The sequence below is a fragment of the Sandaracinobacteroides sayramensis genome, assembly GCF_022014495.1.
GTDB classification, from domain to species: Bacteria; Pseudomonadota; Alphaproteobacteria; order Sphingomonadales; family Sphingomonadaceae; genus Sandaracinobacteroides; species Sandaracinobacteroides sayramense.
In genome coordinates, this window is record NZ_JAKLSQ010000018.1 from 20,046 (window position 1) to 39,203 (window position 19,158).

Annotated in this window: 12 protein-coding genes; 3 read left to right on the plus strand and 9 right to left on the minus strand. The window is 69.3% G+C overall.

The window, feature by feature from the left end:
• Positions 1-51: 51 nt before the first annotated feature.
• On the minus strand, positions 52-795 hold the full coding sequence (locus L6Q21_RS12990; RefSeq protein ID WP_237831194.1) for an RNA methyltransferase: 744 nt from the start codon (positions 793-795) through the stop codon (positions 52-54).
• 84 nt (positions 796-879) lie between these two features.
• Between L6Q21_RS12990 and lnt the strand changes: the two genes are divergently transcribed.
• Both lnt and metK read left to right on the plus strand, forming a co-directional pair.
• The gene (lnt, locus tag L6Q21_RS12995) at positions 880-2,442 is read left to right on the plus strand and encodes an apolipoprotein N-acyltransferase (protein ID WP_237831195.1); all 1,563 of its coding nucleotides are present in this window, start codon (positions 880-882) and stop codon (positions 2,440-2,442) included.
• 71 nt (positions 2,443-2,513) lie between these two features.
• On the plus strand, positions 2,514-3,698 hold the full coding sequence (metK, locus tag L6Q21_RS13000; RefSeq protein WP_237831196.1) for a methionine adenosyltransferase: 1,185 nt from the start codon (positions 2,514-2,516) through the stop codon (positions 3,696-3,698).
• 166 nt (positions 3,699-3,864) lie between these two features.
• Here the strand turns inward: metK and argB are convergent, their stop codons facing one another.
• From argB to L6Q21_RS13015, 3 genes are all read right to left on the minus strand, one after another.
• Positions 3,865-4,806 (minus strand): acetylglutamate kinase, encoded by a 942-nt coding sequence (gene argB / locus L6Q21_RS13005; protein WP_237831197.1) that lies wholly within the window; start codon positions 4,804-4,806, stop codon positions 3,865-3,867.
• 68 nt (positions 4,807-4,874) lie between these two features.
• A complete protein-coding gene (acs, locus tag L6Q21_RS13010) occupies positions 4,875-6,818 on the minus strand; it encodes an acetate--CoA ligase (protein WP_237831198.1) in 1,944 nt (647 codons plus the stop codon).
• Positions 6,819-6,908: 90 nt separating this feature from the next.
• Positions 6,909-7,685: a glucose 1-dehydrogenase gene (locus L6Q21_RS13015; RefSeq protein ID WP_237831199.1), complete on the minus strand. Its 777-nt coding sequence runs from the start codon at positions 7,683-7,685 to the stop codon at positions 6,909-6,911.
• A 324-nt stretch (positions 7,686-8,009) separates the two neighbouring features.
• On the opposite strand from L6Q21_RS13015, the gene L6Q21_RS13020 reads away from it, so the two are divergent.
• Positions 8,010-10,697, plus strand: coding sequence for a TonB-dependent receptor (locus L6Q21_RS13020; RefSeq protein ID WP_237831200.1), 2,688 nt, complete (start codon positions 8,010-8,012; stop codon positions 10,695-10,697).
• Between the two features lie 51 nt (positions 10,698-10,748).
• On the opposite strand, the gene L6Q21_RS13025 is transcribed toward L6Q21_RS13020, so the two are convergent.
• Genes L6Q21_RS13025 through pepN form a run of 5 tightly spaced genes read right to left on the minus strand, consistent with a single transcriptional unit; the run spans position 10,749 to position 19,138 of the window.
• Positions 10,749-10,931, minus strand: a complete 183-nt coding sequence (locus L6Q21_RS13025; RefSeq protein ID WP_237831201.1) for a YbdD/YjiX family protein — start codon at positions 10,929-10,931, stop codon at positions 10,749-10,751.
• A complete protein-coding gene (locus L6Q21_RS13030) occupies positions 10,928-12,976 on the minus strand; it encodes a carbon starvation CstA family protein (RefSeq protein ID WP_237831202.1) in 2,049 nt (682 codons plus the stop codon). Before L6Q21_RS13030 ends, L6Q21_RS13025 begins: the two co-directional genes overlap by 4 nt.
• Before the next feature lie 56 nt (positions 12,977-13,032).
• A complete protein-coding gene (locus L6Q21_RS13035) occupies positions 13,033-13,734 on the minus strand; it encodes a VIT1/CCC1 transporter family protein (protein WP_237831203.1) in 702 nt (233 codons plus the stop codon).
• A 3-nt stretch (positions 13,735-13,737) separates the two neighbouring features.
• Positions 13,738-16,554 (minus strand): M16 family metallopeptidase, encoded by a 2,817-nt coding sequence (locus L6Q21_RS13040; RefSeq protein WP_237831204.1) that lies wholly within the window; start codon positions 16,552-16,554, stop codon positions 13,738-13,740.
• 10 nt (positions 16,555-16,564) lie between these two features.
• Complete coding sequence (gene pepN / locus L6Q21_RS13045) at positions 16,565-19,138, minus strand: aminopeptidase N (protein ID WP_237831205.1); 2,574 nt, start codon at positions 19,136-19,138, stop codon at positions 16,565-16,567.
• Positions 19,139-19,158: the final 20 nt, after the last annotated feature.

Genomic DNA, 19,158 nt, shown 5'->3' on the forward strand with positions numbered 1-19,158 from the left:
GCCTATCTTCTGCTCCAGGGTTGGACAGACCGACTGAGGTCCGGGGCGGCGCTATGGCGCGCCACGGGCCTTTCTTTTCGGCCCTTCGGCCAGCGCCCGGATCACCCCGCGCAGCGTCCGCACCTCTTCCGCCGAGAATTGCGGGCGGCTGAGCATCTGCGCCAGAGTTCGCCGCGTCGCCGGCGTGCGGTCGGGCACATGGAAATAGCCGGCCTCTTCCAGCTCCGCCTCCAGATGCGCGATCAGCCCGGCGACCTCGCCATGCGGCGCCGGTTGATGCGTCCGCGCGGGGGCGGCTTCGGGATCGGATGACTGGAACCATTCATAACCGACCAGCAGCACCGCCTGCGCCAGGTTCAGCGAGCCGAAGCCGGGGTTGACCGGGCAGGTGATGATGGTCTGCACCGGAGCCAGATCGTCCGCCGTCAGGCCGGAGCGTTCCGGCCCGAACAGGATCCCGGCCTTCAGCCCTTGCGCGGCGGCCTCGCGGATGAGGGCGGCGGCCTGCTTCGGCGTGACGACCGGCTTCGCCATGTCGCGCGGGCGCACCGTGGTGGCGAAGGTGAGCTGGCAATCCGCCAGCGCCCCGGCGACGCTGCCGTGCACCGTCACCGTCTCCAGCACATGGTCGGCGCCCGAGGCGGGCGGCCCGGCCTCGGGGTTGGGCCAGCCGTCGCGCGGCTCCACCAGCCGCAGGCGGTCGAGCGCGAAATTGCCCATGGCGCGGGCGGCCATGCCGATGTTCATGCCCAGTTGCGGGCGCACGAGAATGATGGCGGGGGCTTCGATATCCATATGGGCGCCGCTGATGGACGAGGTGGCGGGCCGCTGTCGAGTCCGGCGCTGGCGAGGCGGGGCGAGTGCCGCTATGGCGGGGCCATGACCGGCCCCGCAGACGCCCGCCACCTGATCGTCCAACGCCTCGGCCGGCTGGCGGCCGGACCTGCCCTGCTGCTGGCGCTGCTGGCCGGCGCCCTTTCGGCGCTGGGGTTCGAGCCGGTCGGCTCCGCCGCCGGGCCGGTGGCCGGGTCGGCGCTGCTGCTGTTGCTGCTGGCGGGCCAGCCGCGTGGGCGGGCCTTCCTTCTGGGCCTGGGCTTCGGCTTCACGCATTTCCTGCTGGGCCTGCGCTGGATCGCCGAGGCCTTCACCTTTCAGGCGGCGATGCCCGTGTGGATGGGCTGGGTGGCGGTGTCCGGGCTGTCGCTGTTCCTGGCGCTCTACCCGGCGCTGGCGGCCTGGGCGGCGCGGCGGCTGACCGATCGGATCGTGCCGCTGGCGCTGGTCTTCGCCGGCCTGTTCGCGCTGGCGGAAATCCTGCGCGGGCTGCTGTTTTCCGGCTTTGCCTGGAATCCGCTGGGGGTCGGCTGGCTGCAATTGCCCGGGGTGGCGCAACTGGCGGCGGTGGTGGGGGCGAACGGGCTTTCGGCGCTGGCGGTGCTGGCCGGCGGCAGCCTGGCAGCGCTCCTGGGCGCGCGCGGCGAGCGCGGGCGGATGGCGCTGGTGCTGGTCTTCCCGCTGCTGCTGGCCTTGGGGCTGGCGGTGCCGCGTCTGCAGAAGCCGCTGCCGGCGGCGGAAGGCCCCGATTTGTTGCTGGTGCAGACGGGCACCGGCATAGACGATAAATATGCTGAAGGCGGGCTGGCGGCGAGCCTGCTGGCGGCGGCGGCGCAGACGCGCGCGGCGCTGGCAGAGGGCCCGCCGCCGGCCGCCGTCGTCTGGCCGGAGGCGACCGTGGAATTTCCCATGGAGGAAATGCCTGAAGTCCGCGCCGAGGTGACGCGCGGCTTTCCCGAAGGCACGCTGCTGCTGGCGGGCGGCGTCGGGCTGGAACGCGACGCGAAAGGCGAAGTGATCGCCGGCACCAACAGCCTTTACGCGCTGGACCATCAGGGGCGAATTCTGGCGCGCTACGACAAGTCGCATCTGGTGCCGGGCGGGGAATATCTGCCGCTGCGCGCAATCGCCGAGCCGCTAGGGCTGGCGCGGCTGGTGCCCGGCAGCCTGGACTTCCGCCCCGGCCCCGGCGCGCTGACATGGCAACTGCCGGGGCTGCCCGCCGTTTCGCCCAACATCTGCTATGAAATCATCTTCCCCGGCGCCGTCGTCGACCGGACGGCGCGGCCGGCCTTCCTGCTGACGGTTTCCAACGACGCCTGGTTCGGCCGCTCCGGCCCGCCGCAGCACCATGCGCAGGCGCGGCTGCGGGCGATCGAGGAGGGAATGCCGGTGGTGCGGGTGACTCCGACCGGAGTCACCGGGCTGATCGACGCGCGCGGCGGGATGCTGACGACATTGCCGAAGGGCGAGGCGGCCAGCGCCCGCGTGAAGCTGCCGTCCGCGCGCGCGCCGACCCCCTTCGCCCGGATCGGGCTGCCGGCGCCGGCGGTCTTCGCGCTGCTGCTGGTCGGCGCGGGGCTGTGGATCGGGCGCAGAAAGACTTAAATATCTCTTTATATTCCTTGCCAAGCGGTTGCCGGCAAGCTAGCTGTCTGGCTGAATCCCAAGGAGTGACCATGGCGCGCAGCAGCTTCACCTTCACTTCCGAGTCGGTCTCGGAAGGCCATCCCGACAAGGTCGCCGACCAGATTTCGGATGCGGTGGTCGACCTGTTCCTGGCCCGCGACCCGGTGGCGCGCGTGGCCTGCGAGACGATGGTGACGACGCAGCGCATCATCCTGGCCGGCGAAGTCCGCTGCGACCCGGACCTGTTCCCGACGCTCGCCGAGATCGAGGCCGTCGCCCGCGCCACCGTGCGCCGCATCGGCTATGAACAGCATGGCTTCCACTGGCAGACGGCGGATTTCGCCTGCCATCTGCACGGCCAGTCCGCCCACATCGCCATGGGCGTGGACGAGAGCGGCAACAAGGACGAAGGCGCCGGCGACCAGGGCATCATGTTCGGCTATGCGACCGACGAGACGCCCGACCTGATGCCGGCGACTCTCTATTATTCGCACCGCATCCTGGAGCGGATGGCGAAGGACCGGCACGCGCGGGTGGTGGATTTCCTGGAGCCCGACGCCAAGAGCCAGGTGAGCCTCTCCTACCGCGACGAAGTTCCGGTGAAGGCGACGGCGCTCGTCGTTTCCACCCAGCACAGCCGCGAGCTTTCGAACGACGGCGGGCAGAAGCGGCTGCGCGACTATGTGATGGGCGTGTTCGAGGATGTGCTGCCGAAAGGCTGGCTGCCGGACCAATCCGCCATCTATGTGAACCCGACGGGCCTGTTCGAGATCGGCGGCCCGGACGGCGACGCCGGCCTGACCGGCCGCAAGATCATCGTCGACACCTATGGCGGCGCCGCGCCGCATGGCGGCGGCGCCTTCAGCGGCAAGGACCCGACGAAGGTGGACCGTTCCGCCGCCTATGTGGCGCGCTATCTGGCGAAGAACATCGTCGCCGCCGGCCTGGCGCGGCGCGCGACCATCCAGCTTTCCTACGCCATCGGCGTCGCCGAGCCGTTGTCGATCCTGGTCGACACCCATGGCACCGGCACGGTGGAGGAAGCGCTGATCGAAGCGGCGCTGCCGCGCGTCGTCAGGCTGACGCCCAAGGGCATCCGCACGCATCTGGGCCTCAACAAGCCGATCTACGAGCGCACCGCCGCCTATGGGCATTTCGGCCGCACGCCCGACGCCGACGGCGGCTTCAGCTGGGAAAAGCTCGATCTGGTCGAGGCGCTGAAGGCGGCGATCTAGGTCGGAGACTTATATTCCGCTTTGACATCCCGCCCATTCTTCGTCACCCCGGGCTTGACCCGGGGTCCGGCTTTTCGGCTGGCGCCGCGCTCGAAGAAGAAAGCTGGACCCCGGGTCAAGCCCGGGGTGACGGGAGAATGCAGCAATGCCTGCATGGGCGCCCAGGCTAAGCGCCGGCGATTCGTCTCACCAGCGTGCCGGCGCCGCGCCGGGTGAAGATTTCCAGCAGCATGGCGTGCGGCACGCGGCCGTCCAGAATCACGGCCGCATCGACCCCGTTCCGGACCGCGTTCACGCAGGTCTCGAGCTTCGGGATCATGCCGCCGGAAATGGTGCCGTCGTCCACCAGCGCCCCCACCTCGTCCGGAGTGAGGTCCGTCAGCAGCGCGCCTTCCTTCGACAGCACGCCGGGTACGTCCGTCAGCAGGAACAGCCGCGACGCGCCGAGCGCGGAGGCGACCGCGCCGGCGCAGGTGTCGGCGTTGATGTTGTAGGTATGGCCGTCCGCGCCGAAGCCGATCGGGGCGACCACCGGGATCAGGTCGGCGGCGCCCAGCACGTCCAGCACCTGCCGGTCCACATGCGCCGGCTCGCCGACGAAGCCCAGGTCCACCGCCTGCTCGATGGCGCTGCCGGGGTCGCGCTTCGTGCGGTTCACCTTCTCGGCGCGGACGAGGCCGGCATCCTTGCCCGACAGGCCGACCGCCTTGCCGCCGGCCTCGGCGATCCAGCGCACCAGTTCCTTGTTGATGGCGCCCAGCACCATTTCCGCGACTTCGGCGGTGGCGGCATCCGTCACCCGCAGCCCGTCCACGAAGCGGCTTTCAAGGCCCAGCCGCTTCAGCATCGCGCCGATCTGCGGGCCGCCGCCATGCACCACCACCGGGCGGATGCCGACGGCCTTCAAGAGCACGATGTCCTCGGCGAAATCGCGCGCCAGTTCCGGGTCGCCCATGGCGTGGCCGCCATATTTCACCACGAAGGTCTGCCCGGCGTAGCGCTGCAGATAAGGCAGGGCCTCCACCAGCACCTCCGTCTTGGCGAGCATGGAAGGGTCGGGCGCGTGGCGCACGCCGGCGTGCAGTTTGGGCGGGGCGGTCTCGGTCATGGAAAGGCGCCTTGGCATCAGCGGCGGTGGAAGGGAAGAGGGGGCCGGGAAGCCGGCCGCCTGATTCCTCAGGCGGAGGCCCCCGCGCGATTGGCGACGAGGTCCGCCACCACGGAAGGATCGGCCAGCGTCGAGGTGTCGCCAAGGCTCGAAACCTCATTCTCGGCGATTTTCCGCAGGATCCGCCGCATGATCTTGCCCGAGCGGGTTTTCGGCAGCCCCGGCGCGAACTGGATCACGTCCGGCGTGGCGATCGGGCCGATTTCCTTGCGGACCCATTGCACCAGCTCGCGGCGAAGCGCCTCGGATGGCGCCTCATGCGCGTTCAGCGTCACATAGGCGTAGATACCCTGCCCCTTCAGGTCGTGCGGATAGCCGACCACCGCCGCCTCGGCGACCAGCGGGTGGGCGACGAGGGCGCTTTCCACCTCCGCCGTTCCCATGCGGTGGCCCGAGACGTTGATCACATCGTCCACCCGGCCGGTGATCCAGTAATAGCCGTCGGAATCGCGGCGGCAGCCGTCGCCGGTGAAATATTTCCCCTTGTAGGTGGTGAAATAGGTCTGGAAGAAACGCCCATGGTCGCCCCAGACGGAGCGCATCTGCCCCGGCCATGAGCGGGCGATGACGAGATTGCCTTCCGCCGCGCCTTCCAGCAGCCGGCCGTCGCCATCCACCAGTTGCGGCTCCACGCCGAACATCGGGAAACTGGCCGATCCGGGCTTCAGGTCGGTGGCGCCGGGCAGCGGCGTGATCATCGCCCCGCCGGTTTCCGTCTGCCACCAGGTGTCGACGATGGGGCAGCGGCCCTCGCCCACCACCCGGTGATACCATTCCCAGGCCTCGGGGTTGATCGGCTCCCCCACCGAGCCCAGCAGGCGGAGCGAGGCGCGGCTGGTCCTTTCCACCCATTCGTCGCCCTCGCGCATCAGCGCCCGGAGCGCGGTGGGCGCGGCGTAGAAGATGTCCACCTTGTGCTTGTCGACGATCTGCCAGAAGCGGCTGAAGTCCGGGTGGTTGGGCACGCCTTCATACATCAGCGTCGTCGCGCCGTTCGCCAGCGCGCCATAGACGACATAGCTGTGGCCGGTGACCCAGCCGACATCGGCGGCGCACCAGAAGATTTCGCCCGGGCGATAGTCGAACACATAGTCATGCGTCATCGACACCCAGGTGAGGTAGCCGCCCGAGCTGTGCAGCACGCCCTTGGGTTTTCCCGTCGAGCCCGAGGTGTAAAGGATGAACAGCGGGTCCTCGGCGCTCATCGGCTCGGCCGGGCAGTCGGGCGACTGCGCTTCCACCAGCGCTTCGTAGGAAAGGTCGCGCCCCTCCTGCATCCAGACGCCGCTGCCGGTGCGGGTGACCACCACCACCTTGCCGACCGAGGGGCAGCTTTTCAGCGCCTCGTCGACATTGGCCTTCAGCGGCACGGTCCTGCCGCCGCGCAGCCCCTCGTCGGCGGTGATGACCAGCCGCGAATCGCAGTCCTGGATGCGGTTGGCGATGGAGTCCGGGGAGAAGCCGCCGAACACCACCGAATGGATGGCGCCGATCCGCGCGCAGGCCAGCATGGCGATCGCCGCTTCCGGGATCATCGGCAGATAGATGGTGACCCGGTCGCCCTTGCGGACTCCGAGCGATTTCAGGCCGTTCGCCAGCCGGCAGACGGCTTCGTGCAACTGCCGGTAGCTGAGCCTGCGGCCTTCGCCGGGGCTGTCCGGCTCCCAGAGGATCGCCGTCTCGTCGCCGCGTTCGGCCAGATGCCGGTCGAGGCAGTTGGCGCTGACGTTCAGCTCGCCGTCGGCGAACCAGCGGATGCCGAAATCCGCCTCGTCGAAGCTCCAGTCCGACACCTGGGTGAAGGGCTTCGCCCAGTCCAGCCGGCCGGCCTCGCGCTTCCAGAAGCCTTCGGGGTCGTCGAGCGACTGCCGGTAGAGCTCGGCGTAGCGCTCGCGGCTGATTTTGGCGCGCGCGGCCCAGGCCGCTGGCACGGGATAGACGGCTTCACGCATTCCCAATCTCCCATCGGCGGCCGTCGCCGCCCGACTCTCTCTCGCGCGACGCTAGCGCGAAATCCGCCGCCGGGGGAGGGCCTTGCCCATTCACATCGCCGAAATACCGCCGTCGATGAACAGTTCGGCGCCGGTCACGAAGCGCGCCTCGTCCGAGCAGAGATAGACGGCGCCCCAGGCGACATCGTCCGGCTCGCCGATGACGCCCAGCGGCACCTGCCGGCCGAGCTTTGCCTTCACCTCTTCGCGGCCGACGCCGGCCGACTGGAAATTGTCGAGGATGGGCGTGTCCATGAAGGTGGGGTGGATGGAGTTGCAGGTGATGGAATCGCGGCTGGAGGCGCAATGCAGCGCGACCGATTTCGTCAGGTGGCGAACGCCCGCCTTGGCGCTGTTGTAGGCCGCCATCCGGCCGGAGGCGATGACGCCGGCGATGGACGAGATGTTGAGGATCGACCCGCGCGAGCCTTCCCGCCGCGTGGTTTCGCGGATCAGCGGAATGGCGTGCTTGCAGCCGAGGAAGACGCCGTCCAGGTCTATCGCATGCACCCGCCGCCAGTCCTCGAGGCTGGTGTCCTCGACCGTGCCCGGCGTGCCGATCCCGGCATTGTTCACCAATATGTGGAGCCCGCCGAACAGCCGGCGGCACTCCTCGACGGCGGCGATCCACTGATCCTCGCGGGTGACGTCGTGGCGGAAGGCGGCGGCCTTGCCGCCGATCTCCCGCGCGGCTTTCGCTGCGCCCTCCGCGTCGATATCGGTCAGCAGCACTTGCGCGCCCTGCTCCGCGAAGCGCTGCGCCATGCGCAGGCCGAGGCCCGAGGCGGCGCCGGTGATGAGCGCGATCTTGCCTTGCAGTCGTGACATGCGGAATCTCCCTCTGCCCGGGCCGGTAGCGAAGCGCGGCGGCCGGCGCCAGAGAGCGGAAAAGCGAGGGTCGGGGAAAAGCGGGGGGTCCGGCACAAGCGGCGGATTGCCGCAGGGGCTGTCGGAGCGCCGGCCTTCGCGGAGCCATTCGTGGCCGATGTGCAACAGTGCCGCCAATATCCGGCTTTGGTGCGCCGCAGCAAAGGTTGCAACCGCCTGCGGCCCCTCTTAGCTCGAAGGCAATCCGCGAGGAGCCGGAAGAACCGGTGGGGGGCCTCGCGCAATATCCGCAGACGGAAATCCGTCCAGCCCTTGGGAGAAATCATGCGTTCAGTTCTGCTCGCGTCCGTTGCGCTTTGCGTTGCCCTGCCGGCCTTCGCGCAGGAGGCCGATACCCCGCCGGCCGACAATGGCTATGACGCCGGAGACATCATCGTCACCGCCACCAAGCGCGCCCAGGCGCTGAGCGACGTGCCGATCGCCGTCAGCGCCATCACCGCCGAAAGCCTGCAGAATTCGGGCGCGACCGACATCCGCCAGCTGAACCAGGTCAGCCCCTCGCTGATGGTCTCCTCCTCCTCCTCCGAGGCGGGCGGCGGCGTGGCGCGCATCCGCGGCATCGGCACGGTGGGCGACAACATCGGCCTCGAATCCTCGGTCGCGGTGTTCATCGACGGCGTCTACCGCTCGCGCTCGGGCGCGGGCCTCACCGAGCTGGGCGCGATCGAGCGCATCGAAGTGCTGCGCGGGCCGCAGGGCACGCTGTTCGGCCGCAATGCCTCGGCCGGCCTCATCAACATCGTCACCGCGAAGCCGAAGTTCGAAACCGGCGGCTCGGCGGAAGTCACCTACGGCAATTACGATTACTGGCGCCTGGTCGGCGGAATCACCGGCCCGCTCGTCGAGGACAAGCTCGCCTACCGGCTGGACGGCGTCTTCACCAAGCGCGACGGCTTCCTGGAGGATGTGATTTCCGGCCGCAAGGTGAACAACCGCGACCGCTGGCTGCTGCGCGGCCAGCTGCTGTTCACGCCGAACGACGATCTGGAAATCCGCCTGACCGGCGACTTCACCAAGCGCAACGAGGAGTGCTGCTCCAACACCTATCTGCCGTTCCAGATGGCGACGCGCGACGCCCAGGGCAATGTGAACATCACCGCCAACAACCCCATCGTCTCCATCATCCGCGGCCTGGGCGGCGTGCTGTCCGACGACACCTTCGGCCGCAAGACCTCGATGACTCCGGGCCGCAGCCAGCGCTCCGACGTGCGCGACTGGGGCCTTTCGGCCGAGGTGAACTGGTCGCTGGGCTTCGCCGATCTCAGCTCCATCACCGCCTATCGCGACTGGAAGCTCGATTCCGCGCAGGACGCGGACTTCAACAATCTCGACATCCTCGCCCGCGACCACCAGGAGCGGCAGTTCCGCACCTTCAGCCAGGAACTGCGCCTGAACGGCCGCGCCTTCGACGACCGCCTCGACTGGCTGGTGGGCGGCTATTTCGCCCATGAGAAGCTGGACATGGTGGACGACCTGCGCTTCGGGGCGGACGCCACCCGCTACGCCAACTGCCTGGTGGCCAACAGCCTCTCGGCCACCGCCTCCTCGATCGGAATCAACGGCCTGCTTTCGCCCGGCTCCAACGGCTGCGTGAACGGCGCGGTGGCCGCCGCCATCGTCTCCAACCCGCTGATCCCGGCGGCCTTGAAGACGCCCGTGGCGCTGTGGAGCGGAATGGCCGTGCCCGGCCTCTATGGCTATGACGCGGTGGCCGTCGCCGTCGGCCGCCCCGGCGACACCATCAACGGCCGCGGCATCGTCGCCGACACCTTCAACCAGACGAGCCGCAACTTCGCCATCTTCACCCACAATGTGTTCGATATCGTGCCCGACAGGCTGCAGCTGACGCTGGGCGGCCGCTACACCAACGAGCGCAAGACGCTGGACGCGGAGCTGATCGGCAACAACACGCTGTGCGCCGCCATCGCCTCCAACCCCAACTTCGCCGGCCTTGCCGCCGCGCCCTGCGCCATCAACCCGATCGGCAATTTCAAGGACCGCTCCGTCAAGAAGGAAGACGAGTGGACCGGCACGGCGGTGCTGAGCTGGAAGCCGATCGACGAGCTGATGACCTATGCCAGCTATTCGCTGGGCTACAAGGCCGGCGGCTTCAACCTCGACCGGGCGGCGATGGACGCCGCCGCCCCCAGCCTCGAGCAACTGAAGTTCGAGCCGGAAACGGTGACGAGCATGGAAATCGGCGCCAAGCTGGACCTGCGCTCGTTCCAGCTGAACGTCGCCGCCTTCCGCGCGGTCTACGACCAGTTCCAGCTCAACACCTTCAACGGCACCAGCTTCGTGGTGGAAAATATCCAGTCCTGCCGCGACGATCTGAACGGCGCCGACATGGATGCGTCGGCCACCACCGGCTCCTGCGATCCGGACCGGGTGCGCGGCGGCGTCACCTCGACCGGGGTTGAGGTGGAAAGCCTGTTCTTCCCGGCCCGCAACGTGACGATGAACGTCGGCTTCACCTATGCCGACACCAAGTATCGGGAGAATCTGGTGGGCGCCGGCGGCCGGCCTCTGGCCCCGACGCTCGCGAACATTCCGGGGCAGCAGATGTCGAACGCGCCGAAGCTGGTGCACACGGCCGCCGTCACCTGGACTCCGCCGATCAACGACAATCTGGGGGCGCTGGTCTATGTCGACTATCGCCTGCAGTCGGAGATCAACACCGGTTCCGACCTGTTCCCGGAAAAGCGCCAGGATTCGGTGTTCCTGGTGAACGCCCGCCTCGGCCTCAACGGCAACGACCGCCGCTGGCAGATCGAGGCCTGGGCGCAGAACCTGTTGAACGTGCAATATCAGCAGGTGGTCTTCAACGCGCCGCTGCAAGGTTCGGGCAGCATCGCCCAGACGGCGCAGAACGGCACGCCGGCGACGACGCTGTTCGGCAGCTTCCTGGCCGAGCCGCGCACCTTCGGCGTGACGGTGCGCACGAAGTTCTGATCGATCACCCCGGCGCCGGAGAGCTTATGCCCTCCGGCGCCGGGAAATCGTTCAGCAGCACTTCCCGCCATTCCTGCCGCCGTAGCGGGCCTCTTCCCGGTCGCGGAAGAATTCCACGCGGCCCATCGGCGCCCGGTCGGGATGATGTTGCCGCATATGCGCCAGATAGGCTTCATAGGGTGGCTGGCCGACCATCAGCCGCGCCATCTCGCCGATCCGCTTGAGCCCGATCATGCCGCCGGCAGCGCGTGCGCGGGCGCCTCGCGCACGCTGGGGTTGGGGTCCCACAGGCTCTGAAGGCAGGTGCGCACGGTGAAGTAGAGAAGCGACAGCACCACCGCCAGGAACAGCGCGCAGAGCGCGGCGTCGATCCGGTCGTTGAAGATGATCGCCTGCATCTCCGCCATCGACTTGGCCGGCGCCAGCACTTCGCCGCGCGCCGCCGCGTCGGAGAAGCGCCGGGCATGGGCGAGGAAGCCGACCGCCGGGTCGCTCGACAGGAGCTTCAGCGTGCCCGCCGTCAGCGTGCAGATCAGCAGCCAGACGGTTGGGACGACCGTCACCCAGGCGTAGCGCTGCTGCTTCATGCGGAACAGCACCACCGTCGACAGCATCAGCGCGATCGCCGCCAGCATCTGGTTGGAAATGCCGAACACCGGCCACAGCGTATTGACCCCGCCCAGCGGATCGGTGACGCCCTGGTGCAGGAAGAAGCCCCAGCTGGCGACGCAAAGCCCCGTGGCGACGAGGCCCGGCCACATGCTGCTGTTTTCCCGGAACGCGGGCACGGCAAGGCCGATCAGGTCCTGCAGCATGAAACGGCCGGCGCGGGTGCCGGCGTCCACCGCCGTCAGGATGAACAGCGCTTCGAACAGGATGGCGAAATGGTACCAGAAGGCCTTCATCGCCGGCCCGCCGACCGCGTGGCTGAAGATCTCGGCCATGGCGACCGCCAGCGTCGGCGCGCCGCCAGTGCGCGAGACGATGCTGTGCTCGCCCACGTCGCGGGCGGTCTGCGCCAGTGTCTCGGCGGAAACCGGGAAGCCCATGGCGGTGACGGCCGCCGCCGCGCTCGCCGGATCGCCGCCGGTGATGGCGACCGGGCTGTTCATGGCGAAATAGATACCCGGATCGAGGATCGAGGCGGCGACCAGCGCCATGATGGCGACGAACGCCTCCATCAACATGGCGCCATAGCCGATGAAGGGCGCGTCGGTTTCGCTGGCGATCAGCTTGGGCGTGGTGCCGCTGGCGATGAGGGCGTGGAAGCCCGACACCGCGCCGCAGGCGATGGTGATGAACAGGAAGGGGAAAAGCGAACCAGACCAGACCGGCCCGCCGCCGTTCACGAACTGCGTCAGCGCCGGCATCTGCAACGGCGGCGCCATGACGACGATGCCGATGGCCAGCGCGGCGATGGCGCCGATCTTCAGGAAGGTGGAGAGATAGTCGCGCGGCGCCAGCAGCAGCCAGACCGGAAGCACCGAGGCGACGGCGCCATAGCCGATCAGGATCCAGCACAATTGCACCGGGGTGAAGGTGAAGATCGGCCCCCAATAGGGCGAGGCGGCGATCGACTGGCCATAGACGATGGCGAGGATGAGGCCGACGAAGCCCAGCAGCGAAACCTCGCCGATGCGCCCCGGGCGTATCCAGCGGGTGTAGACGCCCATCAGCAGCGCCAGCGGCACGGTCGCCGCGACGGTGAACATGCCCCACGGGCTTTCCGCCAGCGCCCGGACGACGATCAGCGCCAGCACGGCGAGGATGATGACCATGATCATGAAGGCGCCGGCCAGCGCGATGGTGCCGGGCACCGGCCCCATTTCCGTGCGCACCAGCTCCCCCAGCGACTTGCCGTCGCGGCGCATGGAGATGAACAGCACCATGAAATCCTGCACCGCGCCCGCCACCACCACCCCGGCGATGATCCAGAGCGTCCCCGGCAGATAGCCCATCTGCGCCGCCAGCACCGGCCCCACCAGCGGCCCGGCGCCGGCGATGGCGGCGAAATGGTGGCCGAAGAGCACCCGCCGGTCGGTCGGCACATAATCCAGCCCGTCCGCCCGGTAATGCGCCGGCGTCGCCCGCGCCGGGTCCAGCCGCATCACATGGCGGGCGATGTAGAGGGCGTAATAGCGGTAGGCGACCAGGAAGACGCTGACCGCCGCGGTGATGATCCACAGCGCGTTGACCGCCTCGCCGCGCACCGTCGCCAGAACGGCGAGGCAGACGGCGCCGACGATCGCCAGCAGGATCCAGGGAATATGTTTCAGCACTTGCGCCCCCTTCCGCCGGGTTTTGCGGCGCCCGGCCGGCTATTGCAAGCGCGCTCTCAAACCGCCGTGCCGGCCAGCCGCCCGATCCCCCAGGTGACGGCCATCGCCACCGAGCCCCAGAAGGCCACCCGCAGCACCGGCCGGCCGGCCGGCGCCTTTCCAGCCCGCGCCCCCAGAAAGCCCAGCAGCATCAGGAACAGAAGCGCGGAGGTTACCACCGCCGGGGTGATGAAGGCGGCGGGCACCAGCAGCACCGTCAGCAGCGGCACCGCCGCGCCGACCGAAAAGGTGATCGCGGACGCCGCCGCCGCCTGCAACGGCCGCGCGGCGACCGCCTCGGTGATCCCCAGCTCGTCGCGCGCGTGGGCGGCCAGCGCGTCGTGCGCGGTCAACTGCCGGGCGACCGCTTCCGCCGTCGGCTGGTCGAGGCCGCGCGCCCTATAGGTCTGCGTCAGTTCCTTCAGCTCGTATCCGGGATCGGCCTGCAATTCGGCCGCCTCTTCCTTCAGCGCCGCCTTTTCCGTGTCGGCCTGCGAACTGACCGAGACATATTCGCCCGCCGCCATCGACATGGCGCCGGCGGTCAGCCCGGCAAGCCCTGCCAGCACGATGGCGCCCCGGTCGGCGCCGGAAGCCGCGACCCCCAGCACGAGGCAGGCCGTGGAAACGATGCCGTCGTTCGCGCCCAGCACGGCGGCCCGAAGCCAGCCGATGCGCGCGATCGCGTGGCGTTCGGGATGGGCGGCGGCCGGGCGCATCGCTCAGCCCGCCGGCCTTTCCTCGACGGGCATGCCGAGCTTCTGCAGTTGCGGCAGCACGCTCGCCTTGTCCCCCACGACGATCCAGACGAGTTCTCCGGCCTTCGGCAGCGGCGCGCCGGCCACCGCCCGATCGGGGACGGCCGCCAGCCGCTTCGGCAGGGTTTCCAGATAATCGTCCGGCCGGTCGAGGTTCGCGCCGCGTTCCAGCGCCGCCAGCAGCGCGCCGCCGGTTTCGAAGTCTCCGGGCAGCGAGCGGATCACATTCGCCCGCGCCCGGCCGATCTCGTCCTCGGTGGGCGGAGCCTTGCCGTGGAAATCGTCCAGCAATTGCCGGATGGCGGCGATGCTCCGGCCGGTGGCTTCCGTCTCCACCGGGGCCGAAAGCAGGAAGGGCATGGACTCGCGCGTGGGGGAAAGGCTGGAATAGGCGCCGTAAGACCAGTTGCGCTTCTCGCGCAGCTCCTGGTTGAGGCGCGCCGAGGCGAGCCCGCCGAAGATGTCGTTGGCGAGGCTGAGCGCCAGCATGTCGTCGCGGCCCGTCAGCCGGGACGGGGCGGCGGCGAGGATGACCGACTGTTCGGCGCCGGGCCGGTCGATGAAGACGATCCGGCCCGCCGCCTGCGGCGCCGGCGGTGGCACAAGGACGGGGGCAGCGGCGCCTTCTGACTGCCAGTCGCCGAAGGCCGCTTCCATCAGTGGCTTCAGCGTCGCCATGTCGGTGTCGCCCACCACGAAGATCTGCGCCTGCGCCGGATTCAGGCTGGCGCGGTGGAAGGCGATCAGGTCGTCGCGCGTCACCGCCTTCAGCCCCGCCTCGGTGCCGCTGCCGGAGAAGCTGGAGCCATAGGGATGGCCGGGGCCGTAGAGCAGCGGCGGAAGGGCGCGGATGGCGAGGCTGCCGGGGTTCGTCTCCTCCCGCTTCAACTGCGTCAGCGCCTGCACCCGCACCCGCTCGAGCTGGTCGGCCGGGAAGGTGGGGTGGCGCACCACATCGGCGAACAGCGCCACCGATTCCGCGAGATTGGGGGTGAGCGCGTTCAGCGTGAAGCGCGTGCGGTCGAGCGAGGCGGAGGCGCCTACCCCCAGCCCCAGCCGCTCGGACAGCCGGGCGATGGCCGGCCCGTCCATCGGCCCCAGCGCGCCTTCCGTGCCTTCGTCCAGCAGGCCCAGCATCATCGTCTGCGTGCCGGGCTTCGCCCGGCTGTCGGAAGGGACTCCGCCCGGCACCGACAGCATCACCCGCACCACGGGAACGGCCGTGGTGCGGGCGAACACCAGTTCCATGCCGTTCGACAGCTTCGCCCGTTCCACCGCCGGCAGGTTGAAGCTGGTGGCGGGGCCGGCTTCCGGCAGCCCCTTCGAGCGGTCGGCCGGCGGCCCCGTCTCCGCCTTCGCCGCCGCAGCCGGCAGCGAGGCGGGCAGGCGGACCGACGGCGGCAGCGCCACTTCCTTCGGGCTGCGCTCGCCCGGCAGCAGCGTCAGGCGGAAATCGCCGGGCGTCAGCCATTTCTCCGCCGCGCGGCGCACGCTGCCCGGCGTGGCGGCGGCGTAGTTCAACAGATCGTCGCGATAGTCGCCGGGGTTGTCGGCGTAGAGCAGCCCTTCCGCCAGCGCCACGCCCTTGCCGCCGAAGCCGCCCACCTTCTCCAGCCCGCGAATGGTACCGGAAACGGCGCGCATCGCCACCCGGTCCACCTCGTCGGCGGTGGGGCCGTGCTTCAGGAATTCGGCCAGCAGCGCGTCGATCCGCGCTTCCAGCTTCGCCGGATCGACGCCGGGCGCGGCCTCGGCCGAAAGGCTGGCGATTCCGGCCAGCCCCTGGGGGCTCACGCCGCCGCCCACCGCCACCGCCAGCCGCTCGTCGCGCACCAGCGCCTCGTGCAGGCGCGAGGTGGAGCCGCCCGCCAGGATCGCCAGCGCCACCTGCAGGTCGGCGATGTCCGCCGCCTCGCCGCGCCCCGGCACCGCCCAGTAACGGCTGACCCGGCTGGTCGCGACCTTGTCGGTCATGGTGGCGCGGGTCGTCTCGCTTCGGATCGGCACCCAGCCGGCGAAGCGGCCGGGCGTCGGCCCGGCGGGGATCTCGCCGAACCATTTCTCCACCAGCGGCTTCGCGGTCGCCGCGTCTATGTCGCCCGCCAGCACCAGAACGGCGTTGTTGGGGCCGTAATTGTTCCTGAACCAGCCGCGCGCGTCGTCGAGCGTGGCGGCGTTCAGATCCTCGGGCTTGCCGATGGTGGAGACGGACATCGGATGGTCGGCCGGGAAAAGCTGCTTCAGCAGCTCATATTGGGTGAGGCCGCCCGGCGAATTGTCGCCCTGCCGCTTCTCGTTCAGCACCACCTTCCGCTGCGCGTCCAGCTTCTCCTGCGTCAGCGCCGGAAGCAGGAAGCCCATCCGGTCGGACTCGAGGAACAGCGCGAGGTCGAGCGCCGGGGTCGGCACGGTCTGGAAATAATTGGTGCGGTCGTAGCTGGTGGTGCCGTTGAAGTCGGTGGCGCCGATCGCTTCCAGCGGCTTGAAATGGTCTCCGGCATGATGTTCCGAGCCGTAGAACATCAGATGCTCGAAGAGATGCGCGAAGCCGGAGCGCCCCACCGGCTCGTCCACCGAGCCGACATGATACCAGACGCCGACATGCACCAGCGGCGCCTTGCGATCGGTGTGCACCACCACCTTCAGGCCGTTGGCCAGGGTGAACTGCTCGTAGGGGATATCCACCTGCTTCACCAGTTCGGCGAGCGGGGCCGGGTCGGCCGACAGCGCGGTAGAAGACATGAGGGCGGCGGCAAGCGCTACGGCAATCGTGCGGATCATGGACATCCTGTCAGTTGAGGCCGGTGGTGACGACTTCGGTCAGGTCGCGGGAAAGCCCCGCCGTGGCGGCGATGCGTTGCAGCTCGGCGCGCATCAGCGGCCCCCAGGGCGCGGCGAAGCGGCGCCAGCGCGTCAGCGGCTGCACGAGGCGGGCGGCCGACTGCGGGTTGATCCGGTCCGCCTCCAGCACCTGCCGCGCGAGCAGCGCATAGCCGCGCCCGTCCTCGGCGTGGAAGCGCGGCTGGTTGCCGGCGAAGCCCAGCACCAGCGCCCGCAGGCGGTTTGGGTTGCGCGGATCGAACTGCGGGTGCGCCAGCAGCCGCTCCACCGCCTCCACCGTGTCGGCGCGGGTGGAGCCGGCCTGCACCAGGAACCATTTGTCCAGCACTTCGGGCAGATGGCCGAAACGGGCGTGGAACCGCGCCAGCGCCTCGTCGCGCTCGGGCGCCTCCACATGGCTGAGCGCGGTCAGCGCCGACATGCGGTCGGTCATATTGTCGGCGTGCGCGAACTGCCCGAAGGCCGCCGCCGCGGCTTCCCGCCCGTCGCCGGCCTGCAACAGGCCGATGAGCACGCCCTTCAGCCGGCGCAGCCCCTTGGCGCGCGGCGCGAGATCCCCCGCGTCCGCCTGGCATTGCCGCCAGATGCCCCACAGCCGCGATCCCAGTTCCGCCGCTATGCGGCCGCGCAGCGCCTCGCGCGCGGCGTGGATCGCCTCCGGGTCCACCTGCGCCAGCTGGTCGCCGATCAGCCCCTCGGCTGGAAGCAGCAGCGTCTCGGCGACGAAGGCCGGGTCCGCCTGCCAGTCGTCGAGCAGGGTGGAAAAGGCGTCCACCACATCGCCTTCCCCTTCCCGCCGCCCCGTGGCGATGGTCTGCGTCAGCGCCGACAGCATCAGCTGCTGCACCGCCTCATAGCGGGCGAAGGGGTCGTCCTCATGCGCGGCCAGCAGTTTCAGCCCCTCGCTGGAAGGCGGCGGGCCGGCGACGATGGGGGCGGCGAACCCCCGGTTCAGCGACAGCACCGGCTGCTCTGCCACGCCGTCGAGCAGCAGCCGGGCTTCGGATTCCGTCAACACGAAATCGTCGCGCTCCACCAGCTTGCGCCCGTCGTGGGCGAACAGCGCGAAGTGGATCGGGATCGGCAGCGGCGCGGCCGACGGCGCCTTGGGGTTGGTCTGGGAGAAGATCAGCTCCACTTGCCCGTTCGCCGGGTGGTGAAGCGCCTCCACAGAGACGCGCGGCGTGCCCGGCTGCTGATACCAGCGGCGGAAGCGGGCGGAATCGAGGCCCTCCGCCTCCATCGCCTCCAGGAAATCCTCGACCGTTGCCGCCTTGCCGTCGTTCGCCTCGAAATAGCGGTCGCAGGCGCGGCGGAAGCGGGCCGGCCCCATCAGCGTCGCCATCATGCGGATCAGTTCCGCGCCCTTGTCGTAGACGGTGGCGGTGTAGAAGTTGGAAATCTCCATATAGCTTTCCGGGCGCACGGGATGCGCCAGCGGCCCGTCGTCCTCCGGGAACTGGTTGGAGCGCAGCAGCCGCACCCCCTCGATCCGTTTCACGGCCGGCGAATTGCGGCTGGCGGAGAATTGCTGGTCGCGGAAGACGGTGAAGCCTTCCTTCAGGCTGAGCTGGAACCAGTCCCGGCAGGTGACGCGGTTGCCCGACCAGTTGTGGAAATATTCGTGCGCGACGATCGCCGAGATGGAATCGAAATCCCAGTCGGTCGCGGTCTCGGCGTCGGCCAGCACATATTTGGCGTTGAAGATGTTGAGGCCCTTGTTCTCCATCGCCCCGAAGTTGAAATCGTGGACGGCGACGATGTTGAACCGGTCGAGATCATATTCCCGGCCATAATGTTCCTCGTCCCACGCCATGCTGGCCTTCAGGCTTTCCATGGCGTGGCAGCAGCGCGGCACGTCGCTTCGGGCGACCCATATCGCCAGCGCCACCTCGCGGCCGGAGCGGGTGGTGAAGCTGTCGCCGAGCGCCGCGAGGTCGCCGGCGACGGCGGCGAACAGATAACTGGGCTTGGGATGCGGATCGTCCCACTCGGCGAAATGCCGGCCGCCGGGCAGCGGGCCGGAGGCGCCCGGATTGCCGTTGGAGAGCAGCACCGGATATTTCGCCGCATCCGCCTCCAGCCGCACATGGTAGCGGCTGAGCACGTCCGGCCGGTCGGGGAAATAGGTTATCCGGCGGAAGCCTTCCGCCTCGCACTGGGTGCAGAGATTGCCGCCCGAGGCATAGAGCCCCATCAGCCGGCTGTTGGCCGACGGGCGGATCGCCACCAGCGTCTCGATCTCCGCTTCGTCGCCCTCCAGTTGCAGCGTCAGGCCGTTGGCGCTGTCGTTGGGCAGCGGCCGCGCCTCGCCGTTCACGCGCAGCTCCAGCAGCTCAAGCTCTTCCCCGTCCAGCCGCAGCGGCTCGGCGTGGCGGCCGTTGCGCTCCACCTTCAGCCGCGCCAGCACCAGCGCCCGGTCCGGCGCCAGCCGGAAGGTCAGGCGGGTTTCGGGCACCAGCCAGGCGGGCGGGCGATAGTCGGCAAGATGCTTCAAAGGCGGCAGCGGGGAAGGAGAGTCCATGGGCGGGAAGCTAGGTGCCC

Bases quoted from the DNA above. Each gene is read 5' to 3' on its own strand.
- L6Q21_RS12990 (WP_237831194.1), bottom strand. From the start codon at position 795: ATGGATATCGAAGCCCCCGCCATCATTCTCGTGCGCCCGCAACTGGGC.
- lnt (WP_237831195.1), top strand. From the start codon at position 880: ATGACCGGCCCCGCAGACGCCCGCCACCTGATCGTCCAACGCCTCGGC.
- metK (WP_237831196.1), top strand. From the start codon at position 2,514: ATGGCGCGCAGCAGCTTCACCTTCACTTCCGAGTCGGTCTCGGAAGGC.
- argB (WP_237831197.1), bottom strand. From the start codon at position 4,806: ATGACCGAGACCGCCCCGCCCAAACTGCACGCCGGCGTGCGCCACGCG.
- acs (WP_237831198.1), bottom strand. From the start codon at position 6,818: ATGCGTGAAGCCGTCTATCCCGTGCCAGCGGCCTGGGCCGCGCGCGCC.
- L6Q21_RS13015 (WP_237831199.1), bottom strand. From the start codon at position 7,685: ATGTCACGACTGCAAGGCAAGATCGCGCTCATCACCGGCGCCGCCTCG.
- L6Q21_RS13020 (WP_237831200.1), top strand. From the start codon at position 8,010: ATGCGTTCAGTTCTGCTCGCGTCCGTTGCGCTTTGCGTTGCCCTGCCG.
- L6Q21_RS13025 (WP_237831201.1), bottom strand. From the start codon at position 10,931: ATGATCGGGCTCAAGCGGATCGGCGAGATGGCGCGGCTGATGGTCGGC.
- L6Q21_RS13035 (WP_237831203.1), bottom strand. From the start codon at position 13,734: ATGCGCCCGGCCGCCGCCCATCCCGAACGCCACGCGATCGCGCGCATC.
- L6Q21_RS13040 (WP_237831204.1), bottom strand. From the start codon at position 16,554: ATGATCCGCACGATTGCCGTAGCGCTTGCCGCCGCCCTCATGTCTTCT.
- pepN (WP_237831205.1), bottom strand. From the start codon at position 19,138: ATGGACTCTCCTTCCCCGCTGCCGCCTTTGAAGCATCTTGCCGACTAT.